Origin of the sequence: Pleurocapsa sp. CCALA 161 (assembly GCF_003003995.1) — a bacterium.
Lineage (GTDB): Bacteria > Cyanobacteriota > Cyanobacteriia > Cyanobacteriales > Xenococcaceae > Waterburya.
In genome coordinates this window covers 1-11,711 of sequence record NZ_PVWF01000127.1, presented here as the reverse complement: position 1 = coordinate 11,711, position 11,711 = coordinate 1, and the positions used below count along the sequence as shown (strand labels likewise).

Annotated in this window: 10 protein-coding genes; 4 read left to right on the top strand and 6 right to left on the bottom strand. The window is 41.8% G+C overall.

Going from position 1 to position 11,711, the window contains the following annotated elements; all coding sequences use genetic code 11:
• Window positions 1-540, top strand: a 540-nt coding sequence (locus C7B62_RS21150) for a response regulator transcription factor (RefSeq protein ID WP_106241954.1), incomplete at its 5' end; no start/stop codon positions are given.
• Window positions 541-565: 25 nt separating this feature from the next.
• Window positions 566-1,657, top strand: a complete 1,092-nt coding sequence (gene ychF / locus C7B62_RS21145; RefSeq protein ID WP_106241953.1) for a redox-regulated ATPase YchF — start codon at window positions 566-568, stop codon at window positions 1,655-1,657.
• A 118-nt stretch (window positions 1,658-1,775) separates the two neighbouring features.
• On the opposite strand, the gene shc is transcribed toward ychF, so the two are convergent.
• The 6 genes from shc to hemL all read right to left on the bottom strand — a co-directional run bounded on the left by shc (window position 1,776) and on the right by hemL (window position 8,175).
• Complete coding sequence (gene shc, locus C7B62_RS21140; protein WP_233220086.1) at window positions 1,776-3,671, bottom strand: squalene--hopene cyclase; 1,896 nt, start codon at window positions 3,669-3,671, stop codon at window positions 1,776-1,778.
• A gap of 254 nt (window positions 3,672-3,925) precedes the next feature.
• Window positions 3,926-4,489 (bottom strand): hemerythrin HHE cation-binding protein, encoded by a 564-nt coding sequence (locus tag C7B62_RS21135; RefSeq protein WP_106241948.1) that lies wholly within the window; start codon window positions 4,487-4,489, stop codon window positions 3,926-3,928.
• Between the two features lie 143 nt (window positions 4,490-4,632).
• Window positions 4,633-5,262, bottom strand: a complete 630-nt coding sequence (gene tsaB, locus C7B62_RS21130) for a tRNA (adenosine(37)-N6)-threonylcarbamoyltransferase complex dimerization subunit type 1 TsaB (RefSeq protein WP_106241945.1) — start codon at window positions 5,260-5,262, stop codon at window positions 4,633-4,635.
• Window positions 5,263-5,302: 40 nt separating this feature from the next.
• Window positions 5,303-6,076 carry an iron export ABC transporter permease subunit FetB gene (fetB, locus tag C7B62_RS21125; RefSeq protein WP_106241941.1) on the bottom strand — a complete coding sequence of 258 codons (774 nt, stop codon included), beginning with the start codon at window positions 6,074-6,076 and terminating at the stop codon, window positions 5,303-5,305.
• A 13-nt stretch (window positions 6,077-6,089) separates the two neighbouring features.
• The gene (pdxH, locus tag C7B62_RS21120) at window positions 6,090-6,737 is read right to left on the bottom strand and encodes a pyridoxamine 5'-phosphate oxidase (RefSeq protein WP_106241938.1); all 648 of its coding nucleotides are present in this window, start codon (window positions 6,735-6,737) and stop codon (window positions 6,090-6,092) included.
• Between the two features lie 136 nt (window positions 6,738-6,873).
• Window positions 6,874-8,175, bottom strand: coding sequence for a glutamate-1-semialdehyde 2,1-aminomutase (hemL, locus tag C7B62_RS21115; RefSeq protein ID WP_106241935.1), 1,302 nt, complete (start codon window positions 8,173-8,175; stop codon window positions 6,874-6,876).
• Between the two features lie 388 nt (window positions 8,176-8,563).
• Here hemL and C7B62_RS21110 point away from each other — a divergent pair, with 388 nt between their 5' ends.
• Window positions 8,564-9,706, top strand: a complete 1,143-nt coding sequence (locus tag C7B62_RS21110; protein WP_106241932.1) for a citrate synthase — start codon at window positions 8,564-8,566, stop codon at window positions 9,704-9,706.
• Between the two features lie 82 nt (window positions 9,707-9,788).
• Window positions 9,789-11,537: an ABC transporter ATP-binding protein gene (locus C7B62_RS21105; protein ID WP_106241929.1), complete on the top strand. Its 1,749-nt coding sequence runs from the start codon at window positions 9,789-9,791 to the stop codon at window positions 11,535-11,537.
• The last annotated feature ends 174 nt before the right edge of the window (window positions 11,538-11,711 follow it).

Here is an 11,711-nt window from a genome sequence, read left to right as displayed (position 1 = left end):
GATACGGGACTTAATCTTTGCCAAGAAATACACCAAAATGACGTAATGATTATGATTCTCAGTTCAATGACAGATAATAATTATATCTTAGAAGCTTTTGCTAGAGGGGCAGATGATTATATTACTAAACCTTTTGATCTGCAAATTCTCAAAGCAAGAATTGAAGCTTTATTTAGAAGAGGTAGCAGTAATTCTGGATACTCCCATCAGCACAAATCTATTCTCTTAGATAATTTTACTATTGATTTTTATCGCCGAGAAGTTATCCTTAATGAGCAGATTATTCCGCTGACAGCGCTGGAATTTGATCTTTTATATTTTCTAGCCAATAATCCTAACCGAGTTTGGGATCGTGCTGAATTAATTTCCGCCATCTGGGACAACGAAGATTATGCAGGAGACGATCGCAAAGTAGATATTCACATCGGGCGAATTCGTAAAAAAATTGGCGTGGGCAATGGAGACTGTATCAAAACTGTTTGGGGAAGAGGCTATATGTTTGAGTTATCTAGTTCTAATGCAGTAAAATTGGCAAACTGAACCTAGAAGCTAATATTAAGCCGTCATGTTAAGAGCAGGAATCGTCGGATTACCTAATGTGGGTAAATCTACCATGTTTAATGCCTTGGTTGCCAATGCTAAGGCTGAAGCAGCCAATTTTCCTTTTTGTACCATTGAACCAAATGTGGGGGTAGTATCTGTCCCCGATCATCGACTAGAGGTTCTGTCTGAACTCTCCAATTCTCAAAAACTAGTTCCTACGAGAATCGAATTTGTGGATATTGCAGGATTAGTCAAAGGAGCAAGTAAAGGCGAGGGATTAGGCAATCAGTTTCTCGCTAATATTCGAGAAGTAGATGCGATCGTTCACATGGTACGCTGTTTTGACAATGACGATATTATTCACGTTGCTGGGTCAGTAGATCCTGTGAGAGATATTGAAATCATCAATTTAGAGCTAATCTTGGCGGATCTGGCTCAGGTGGAAAAGCGGATTAGTAGACAGCGTAAAAGTGCCAAAAACGATAAAAACGCTCAAGCAGAGGTTGAGCTGTTAGAAAAAATTGGCGAAGTTCTCAATGATGGTCAATCTGTCCGCAGCATGAATTTAGGGGAAGATGAGTTACTGATGATTAAATCCCTAGGATTGTTAAGTAATAAACCAATTATTTATGCCACTAATGTTGCTGAAGATGATTTGGCGACAGGAAATGAATGGGTAGAATCAGTGCGAGAATTTGTTAAGGATGATGCAGCTAAGGTGGTGGTAGTTTCAGCGCAGGTAGAGTCAGAGTTAGTCGAACTTTCAGCAGCAGAAACACAAGATTTTCTGGAAGCCTTGGGAGTCGAAGAAGGTGGGTTGAAATCTTTGATCCGCGCTACCTACGATCTTTTAGGTTTACGCACCTATCTAACCACAGGCGAGCAGGAAACTCGTGCCTGGACAATCACCGCAGGCATGAAAGCACCCCAAGCAGCAGCAGTAATTCACACTGATTTTGAGAAGAAATTTATCAAGGCAGAAACCATTAGTTATGAAGATTTAATCTCTACAGGGTCAAAAAATGCAGCCAGAGAAAAAGGCTTATTGCGCCTAGAGGGTAAAGACTATATTGTCCAAGAAGGAGATGTCATTGAATTTCGAGTTGGAGGCTAGAATTAAACTGCTTGGCGGACAATTATAGGCTTCTAAGAGGCGGTGGGCAACTTTTGGCAATCCGACTGTTTGTATTTCTGGTTTAAATTTTTGCCCGCCAATACCAAAATGCTAAATGCTAAATATTGGCGTATCTTGCCAATGTTTGCAGGGGAAAATACTGTTGATATAAATGATATTTTAAATAGAAATGACAGGGAAAACCAGTACCAGTAAACTGTGCTTCGTCCCAGGTGCCATCAGACTGCTGTGTATTGAGTAAATATTCAATGCCACGGTCAACGGTTGCTTGGGCTGCAAATTTGGTTGCTGCGATGGCTGCCATAATGCCCAGTAATGCCCAAGATGTTTGGGAGGCAGTACTAATACCTGTACCCTTAAGATTTTTATCTTCATAGCTGGCGCAGGTTTCACCCCAGCCACCGTCTGCATTTTGGCAGCTAACTAACCAAGCTGCACCTCTGTCTATCTGTTCTTGGTAAGCAATTGGTGCGATTAAACTTAAAGCAGCCAACACACCGCTAGTACCATATATATAGTTCACTCCCCAGCGTCCAAACCAACTGCCATCTGGTTCTTGTTCTTTAATTAAATAGGCGATCGCTTTGCGTACCCTTGCATCCTCCATCGCCAGATTACATTCCCCAAGCATTTCTAGCACTCTAGCGGTCACGTCGGCAGTATTAGGGTCGATCATTGCCTTGAGATCCCCGTAAGGAATCAGGTTGATCCAATCTTGATCGTTATTTAGGTCAAAAGCAGCCCAACCTCCAGGTTTACACTGCATGGATGTGATCCAGTTGAGACAGCGAGCGATCGCCTGTTGTTTTTGCGACTCATGAGGAAGTTTAATCTGGGATAGCCCCATCACTACGACGGCTGAATCATCAACATCGGGATAAAAGCGATTTTCATATTCAAAAGCCCAGCCACCAGGGGTTGAGCTTTTGTTCTTGACCGCCCAGTCACCGTAATCTAAGATCTGCTTGTCTAACAACCATTGCCCCCCCTTAACTAAAGCAGGATGATCCCTAGCAATTCCCGACTCAGCTAATACCCGTAAACACCAGGCGGTGTCCCACACGGGAGATACACAGGGCTGAATCCGATAGCTATCTACTGTCTCTAGGGCAAAGTTATCGACAGCGACAAGACCACGCTGCACCACTGGATCGTTAACGTTATAATCTAAGCTTCGTAGGGCGAGCAGAGAATTAAGCATCGCAGGAATTATCCCCCCCCAATCTCCTGTGGCTTCCTGTCTTGCTAAGACCCACTTTTCTGCAGCAGCTAGACCTTCTTCCCGTAACGGCACTAAGTTTAGATTTTCCGCCAGCTTAAAAACATTATCGAGGGCGATAAAGATATCTGTCCAATCGTTGTTGCGGGGTAATTCATAACGAACGTTAGCAATTCCTTCGACGTAAAGTTCATCAAGCTTAATCGGCGCATCTAGCTTAAAAATCGGCTTGCGGTCAAAGACAATTAGCAGCGGAACAGTGCTACCTCTTGCCCAGCTTGACATTTCATAGATCGTCAAGGGAGATGTTTCAGGTAAGAGCATAATTGAAGGAGGAATTGAGGGTAATCCTCTCCAGTCATAGCAACCAATCAGCGCCAAATGCATCTTCGTAAAAATCCTGGTCTTACTAATGCCACCCCGTTGCCAAATAAATTTTTTGGCTCGAACTAGAGCAGGATCTTTTGGGTCAACACCTAGTAGGCGCAATGCCATATACGCTTCCACCGTAGTCGAAAGTTCACCACCATCGCCGTAGTATAATTCCCAACCACCATGTTGACGCTGCTGCGATCGCAAATAAGTTTCTGCTTTATTTAAGGGTCTTTGCTGGTCAGTACCCCAAATTTTATGTAACAAGACAACTTCTGCTGTGATAGTGACGTTGGATTCCAATTCGGCGCACCAGTGACCATCAGACTCTTGAATTGATAATAAATAATCTTGACTTTTGGCGATCGCCTGTTGAACTCTACTGCCAATCTCTACTGTCACCTTAATTCTCTCCCACCTAATTTAAGCTGTTACTTTTTAGATTCAATAAATACAGTAGCAAACTATTGAATTTGCAGATTTTGATGCCTTACTTAAAATAATGTGGAAGAAATGTAGTAGGGGCGAACGAACCTTCGTCCCTACTACTACTATAATATCGAACCAAGAGTGAGTAACAATAGAGAATACAAAAAGATCACCCAGTAAAAGGCGATCTCGAATTGAATATCTTGCTGCTAGATAAATCTTTAACCTTATTTGACAGCGTTAGCTGCACTACTCACCACACCCTTGAGGGCAGCAATTCCTTGTTCTACACTTGCCCAAATACCCATATCAGGTTCTTGTCCTGTTAGTTCTCTAGTACCAACAAAGTAAAGCACGCCTTTAAGAACTTCTTGATGAGCGCGGTTTTCAAAGTTAACTTTATTCAAAGACTCCATCGCGTCTTGTAATTCATCGTTGAGAGATTGAGCAGCTTTATGAATTACTAAGCCAGTCATTGTTTGCTGATGTTTGAGTAATTCAAGCTGGAAAAATTTGTCATATTCTGTCAACTCCGAACCAGACATCATCTGACTGATTTTCTCGACATGTTTTTGGGTAATATCGCGAGGTTGAACCGTGTTACCAAACTTAGCGATCGCTTCATCGATATCGCTTAAGTTATCGCGATCGCTCGCTAGCATTTTTTCTAGCCGTTCGCGAATTGTTTGGTCATTTGTCGCCGTCATTAGTTTTTGTTCGCATTCAATCAAAGTGTTTTGAACTAGCTTAAGATCGGCGAGTTTGCTTGCTAAATTTGTTTGGTCGGTCATGATTACTAGGTTGATCTTGTTATTGTTGTCTGTTGTTATAGAATCGAGAATCTTCTTTTATGATCCCGCGAGATTCTTAAACTCTCCTCCCTCTAGGGAAAGATTCAAACAATTTGAAATACAAGATATTTAATTAATATTTTCTATCCTTTGACTGGATGTTGTCCGTAATAAGGAGTAATTTCTGACCAGTGGGGATGTTGTCCTTGTTGCCAATCTGTATAGGCTAGATCTAAGACATTGGTTACAGAAGCTGCAATCTGCTCATCGGCGATAATTAACTGGTAAGAAAGTAAATTAGCCAGAGTCTGCTGCCAAACTGCTTGAGTCATTAAAGTATCCTGCATATATGTGCTAAGTCCTTGGCTAGTTATTTGATAAATACCGACAAATAATTGCTCTCGTCTGGCATCCATCTGCACAGCTAATAGATGATCGCCTTGATAGTTTTGGGCTGCGGCTATGGCTGCTAGATTAGAAATACCAAATAGAGGAATGTTTAGCTGCTGGGCAATAGTGCGGGCTGTAACGACCCCGACACGAGTTCCTGTGAAGCCTCCTGGTCCTTTAGCTACGGCGATAAAAGCTAAATCTTGCCAAGTTTGAGGGAGCAGCAATTCTGCCAGATGTTGGTGTAGCTGGGATGCTAAATCTCGTCCCAAATCCCAAATTTGGCTGCGACTGTCCCCTGCATAATTATTAATAGCTATGCCCAGTTGTGGCGTACTAGTATGAAGAGCGATCGCATATTGATTACTATTTAAAACGGGCATAAACAAACAGTGTAAAAGCTTATAGTTAATACTTTACATGCTAAATCAATTGTTCTCTTTGATTGAAAAAGCGTTTATAAATCCCCTCAGTAATCAAGATTGTGGTCATCAAATTAACCAGCACGATCGCAAATAAAATTAAAATCTGATAAGAGGCTGCATCGCGAGGATTACTGCCTCCTAATACCTGCCCTGTCAGCATTCCTGGGAGACTAACCAAACCAATCACTACCATGTTATTTAAAGTGGGAATTAGCCCTGTGCGAATTGCCTCTCGTTGATAGCTAGCGATCGCCTGTTTGCCTGTAGCGCCGAGACTCAGATAGGTTTCAATTTCCAAGCGGTTTTGATTAATCGAGTTCAAAAGGCGATCGCCTGCTAAGGATGCGCTATTCATGGCATTGCCAAACAGCATCCCCCCCAAGGGGATCAAATACTGTGGTTCATACCATTGATCGGGTTGGACGATCAACAGGATGATATAACCCAAAGTAAAAGCGCTGCTGGCAACCAAAGCTAAAATTACCGTTGGCAAAAGCCCCTGAAGCTTTTGATCGATCCGATTGCGGGTAACGATTGAGGCAATAGAAATCATTACGCCTAAAATGCCCAAGACCACTAGCCAATTATCAACGGCAAACACCAGATCTAAGATGTAGCCAATAGCGATTAGTTGAATCAACGAGCGTGCTGCACTGTAGGCCAACTGAGTTTCCAAGCCTAGTTTACGCCATAGAGACAGAGCGATCGCTATGCCAATCAATCCTAAACACAAAGCTAAATCAAGCGTATCTAAGACAATTAAATCATTCATGCTCTAAGGTGATTTAGGGAGATAAGCGACTAATTGACCAATGACTATCAGCTTCAAGCTTGTATACTAGGCGATCGTGAAGGCGACTGGGACGACCTTGCCAAAACTCAAGGCGATCGGGTACAACTCGAAATCCACCCCAATGAGGGGGTAAGGGAATGGTAACTTCACCGCTATATTGCGCTTGTAAACTAGCTAGCTTTTCTTCTAATACTTCACGGTTGGGGATTACCTGACTTTGAGCCGATGCCCAAGCCCCAAGCTGGGATGCCTTGGGGCGACTATGAAAATACTCCAATGATTCTTTTGACGATAGTTTCTCAACTTTGCCCTCAATCCGAATTTGCCTTTCCAGCTTATCCCAAAGAAATACCAAGGCAGCATAGGGATTAGCAAGCAATTGCTGTCCTTTTTGACTAGCGTAATTGGTGTAAAATACAAAGCCTTGTTCACTAACCCCTTTGAGTAAAACAATCCTCGCGCTAGGTTTCCCGTCAGGTGTAGCAGTTGCTAAGGTCATGGCATTGGGTTCAATTAAGTCGGCTGCCAAAGCCTGTTCAAACCAGAGTTTAAACTGCTGGATGGGATTAGAATTCAGGTCAGCTTCAGTTAATCCTGCTAAGGTATAATTTTGTCTTAAATCGGCGATCGATGAATCCACTTTTTCTGAGCAACAAAGAACAGTTATTAATTTAGCAATTAATTGATACCCAAATAAATAAAGACGGGTATGACCCCGCCTAATTATTTAATTATTTACTTCAGACTAAACCAAATTTTCTAGTTTAAGCTCTAGTTTAAATTTCCGCTAAAACTGCTTTGGCTGCTGCTAAAGTGCGATCGACATCTTCATCAGTATGAGCCAAAGAAGTAAAGCCCGCCTCAAACTGAGAAGGTGCAAGATAAACACCTTGTTCTAACATGCCGCGATGGAAACGAGCAAATTTCTTCAGATCAGCAGTTTTGGCATCATCGTAATTATGCACTGCTTGCCCAGTAAAGAACATACCAAACATGGCGCTAATATTACCGCCAGTGACTTCATGTCCTGCTTCTCTGGCTACAGACAATAAACCTTCAGATAGTTTAGTGGTAATGCGGTCTAACTGTTCATAAGTACCTGGCTTGCTCAGTAACTCTAGAGTTTTAATCCCCGCAGTCATGGCTAAAGGATTACCAGATAATGTTCCTGCTTGATACATTGGTCCTGCTGGTGCGACCATAGACATGATATCAGCACGACCACCATAAGCACCTACGGGTAAACCGCCGCCAATTACTTTACCTAAGGTTGTCAGATCGGGAGTTACGCCAAATTTAGCCTGTGCGCCACCATAGGCAATCCGAAAACCAGTCATCACTTCATCAAAAACTAGTAATGCCCCTTGTTCTTGAGTGATCTCGCGCAATCCTTCTAAGAAACCCGCATCAGGCGTAACAAAGCCAGCATTACCTACTACAGGCTCTAAAATAACCCCTGCAATCTGATCGGGATTTTCCGCAAACAGTTTTTTCACTGTCTCTAAATCGTTGTAGGGAGCGGTTAAAGTATTAGCTGTGGTCGATTTTGGTACTCCTGGAGAATCTGGCAAACCAAGAGTGGCAACCCCAGACCCAGCCTTGACCAAAAACATGTCTGCGTGACCATGATAACAGCCCTCAAACTTAATAATCTTTTCTCTACCTGTGAAAGCTCGCATCAAGCGCAGTACTGACATACAGGCTTCTGTTCCTGAATTGACAAAACGTACAATCTCAATGCTGGGAACAGCATCAATAACCATTTCTGCTAACACATTTTCTAAAGCGCAAGGCGCACCAAAGCTAGTCCCGTTTTCTAGGGCAGAATGTAAAGCTTCCAGTACTACAGGGTGAGCATGACCACAGATCGCTGGGCCCCAAGTACCAACATAATCTATATACTTATTGCCATCGACATCCCAAATATAAGCACCTTTAACGTGGTCAAACACAATCGGTTGACCCCCAACTGATTTAAACGCTCGAACTGGAGAGCTTACACCACCAGGCATTAGCTTTTGAGCAGCATTAAAAATTTCTTCTGATTTAGCCGTTTTAAAGGAAGTTGTAGAAACCAAATATTGTCTCCTTTAATCAAAGTGAGTGTGTGTAAATGTATATCTCTAGTTTTAAAGATATGAGTTTTTGTAAAGACGTAAGTATGTCAATAACTTTCTATTATCTTACGGATTGTAGCTAGTAAGCGAACCAGATTGTTAGAAATTTTAAATTGTTAGTCGATTTTCTCCAAAGAGCGATCGCTTGATCTGGTAACTAAGAAGCATATAGTATACTTGCTGTATATAGAATTTTCAGTCATGTAAGTTAATACCTATATATCAAGACAGAATGCTGATGAATATAAGCCAGGGTTTAATTTTCGGTAACTTTTACCACCCTTCGGAAATTTGATTTGGGGTATTTTCAAAACATCTTATTATCTTAAAACTTAATACAGGAAAATTAATGACGGCAACATTTTGTGAATATAAGCCAGGTTTAGAAGGCATACCTGTAACGAAATCTAGTATCAGTTTTGTTGATGGTCAAAAAGGAATTTTGGAATATCGCGGGATTGCGATTGAAGAGTTGGCTAAACGTAGTAGTTTTCTGGAAACGGCATATTTATTAATTTGGGGAGAATTGCCCAGCCAACAACAGCTTCAGGAGTTCCAAATCGATATTTTGTTTCACCGTCGGATTAAGTACCGTATTCGGGACATGATGAAGTGTTTTCCTGAGTCTGGACATCCGATGGATGCTTTGCAAACATCAGCAGCAGCATTGGGCTTGTTTTATGCTCGTCGTGCTTTAGATGATCCTGAATATATCAGAAAGGCAGTGGTGCGTATTCTAGCAAAAATTCCTACCATGGTGGCTGCATTCCATCAAATGCGTCGGGGTAATGATGCAGTTCAGCCTAATGATGAACTGGACTATGCGGCCAACTTTTTATACATGTTGACAGAGCGAGTTCCTCATCCTTTAGAAGCCAAGATCTTTGACATTTGTCTGACGCTCCATGCCGAACATACGATCAATGCCTCAACTTTTTCGGCGATGGTGACTGCCTCAACCCTAACCGATCCTTATGCAGTAGTAGCTTCAGCCGTAGGTACTTTGGCAGGTCCACTTCATGGTGGAGCTAATGAAGAAGTGTTGCTAATGTTGGAAAGTATCGGTTCGGTTGGTAATGTTGAGCCTTACATCAGTAATTTAATTATCAACAAGCAGAAAATTATGGGCTTTGGACATCGTGTTTATAAGGTAAAAGATCCCAGAGCTAAGATTTTGCAGGAGTTGGCGGTAGATTTATTTAGCGAGACAGGACACGATCGCTATTACGATCTCGCTTTAGAACTAGAACGGGTAATAGAATTGAAGTTGGGACAAAAAGGAATCTACCCCAATATTGATTTTTACTCTGGTTTAGTCTACAGAAAATTAGGTATTCCGAGCGATTTATTTACGCCTATTTTTGCGATCGCCCGTGTGGCTGGCTGGTTGGCTCATTGGAAGGAGCAGCTTGCTGTCAATCGGATCTTTCGTCCTACACAAGTTTATACAGGACAACATGATATTGCCTATATATCGATGAGCGAACGCTAAGGGAATTAAGTGAAATACAATTTAATAATTTTCTGTCTAAATAGGTATTTGTCGTCGGCAAAAACATTGTTAAGATTTGTAGATGGCAAATTCTAGGTTACAAAAATTAGGCAGTTATCTTCGCCCCCATTGGCGAATGGTTTTACTGGGTACGATCGCACTGTTAATTGTTAATTTATTGGGGGTTTATATTCCCCTACTGATCAAAGATAGTATTGACCAGTTACAGGGAGAGTTTAGCTTTAATCAACTCTCGCGCACGGCAATCTGGCTACTGTTGCTCTCAGTAATCATGTGGTGTTTTCGAATGTATTCTCGCACCTCGATTTTTGGCGTTGGCAGACAAGTAGAGTTCGTTCTCAAACAACGAATTTTTCAGCATTTGCTAACGATTGAACCTGGATATTTTGCCAATAATACTTCAGGAGACTTAATTAATCGCGCCACTAGTGATGTCGATAATATTCGTCGTCTCGTGGGATTTGCCTTATTAAGCTTTATTAATATTATTTTTGCCTATGCTTTTACCTTACCTGTCATGCTGGGGATTAATGTACGGTTGACTGTTTTGGCGATCGCCGTATATCCCGTCATGCTGTTTACGGTTCAGTTATTTAGTGGCAAACTACGACGTTATCAAGAGGAGATTCAGGTCAAGCTCTCGGATCTTAGTGAGCTAATTCAAGAAGACATGAGCGGGATGGCGCTAATTCGGATTTATGCTCAAGAAAACCAAGAAAGAGCCGCCTTTAGCCAGAAAAATCAGCAGTTGTTGGCAGCGAATCTTAAATTAGCCCTGGTAAGAAATTTGCTCTTTCCAATCATTGAAGGAATTTCTTATATTAGTTTGCTGATTTTATTGTGGATCGGCACAAAAGCGATCGCCACTGGAGAAATTACTATAGGGGATTTTATTGCTCTAGTTTTATTTGTGGAACGACTGGTGTTTCCTACGGCTTTACTTGGCTTTACCATTACCGCCTATCAGCAGGGAGAAATCAGTATTGATCGGGTGGAAGCAGTTACCAAAGCTGAACCCAAAATTAAGAATATGGCTAAGGCGATTGTTTTACCTGCCACAGATATAGCAGGAGCAATTGTGGCACGCCACTTAACCTATACTTATCCTGGGTCTAATACTCCTGCTCTTTACGATCTTAACTTTGAGATCGAGCCTGGGGAAACAGTCGCCATTGTTGGCTCAATTGGTTCGGGGAAATCAACCTTAGCTAATGCTATTCCTCGGCTATTAAACATAGCAGAAGGGGAATTATTTTTAGACAACTACGATATCACTAAATTAGATTTAGCCAGTCTGCGAAAAGCGATCGCCTATGTGCCTCAAGACAGCTTTTTATTTAGCACGACAATTAAGAATAATATTCGCTACGCTGAACCCTTAGCAGAAACAATAGAAGTAGTTCAATCAGCCAAACAAGCCCAGATTCATCCAGAAATCCTCACCTTTCCCCAAGAATACGATACGTTAGTGGGAGAGCGAGGAATTACTCTTTCTGGTGGACAAAGGCAACGGACATCTTTAGCCAGAGCATTATTAGCTGATGCCAAAGTGTTGATTCTAGATGATGCCCTTTCCAGCGTCGATAACGAAACAGCGACCAAAATTCTGAATAATTTATCACCGACAACAGCCAAAAAAACCGTTATTTTTATTTCTCACCAGCTATCAGCAGCGGCTACTTGCGATCGCATTTTAGTGATGGATCAAGGAAAAATTGTTCAAAATGGTACTCACGCAACTTTAGTCCAAGAAACAGGACTTTATCAATCCCTGTGGCAACAACATCAGTTAAAAGAAGTGCTGAACTAAATCTGACCAATCTTACTGCTTTGTTAATTAATTAATGATTGGTAAGCAAGCTTGGAGTAATAAGTAATAAGTAATAAGTAATAAGTAATGATTTTTTTACCCACTACCTACTACCTACTACCTACTACCTACTACCCACTACCCACTACCTACTACCTACTACCCACTACCTAC

Coding starts and splice junctions, on each gene's coding strand:
- ychF (WP_106241953.1), top strand. CDS start 566: ATGTTAAGAGCAGGAATCGTCGGATTACCTAATGTGGGTAAATCTACC.
- C7B62_RS21135 (WP_106241948.1), bottom strand. CDS start 4,489: ATGACCGACCAAACAAATTTAGCAAGCAAACTCGCCGATCTTAAGCTA.
- tsaB (WP_106241945.1), bottom strand. CDS start 5,262: ATGCCCGTTTTAAATAGTAATCAATATGCGATCGCTCTTCATACTAGT.
- fetB (WP_106241941.1), bottom strand. CDS start 6,076: ATGAATGATTTAATTGTCTTAGATACGCTTGATTTAGCTTTGTGTTTA.
- C7B62_RS21110 (WP_106241932.1), top strand. CDS start 8,564: ATGACGGCAACATTTTGTGAATATAAGCCAGGTTTAGAAGGCATACCT.
- C7B62_RS21105 (WP_106241929.1), top strand. CDS start 9,789: ATGGCAAATTCTAGGTTACAAAAATTAGGCAGTTATCTTCGCCCCCAT.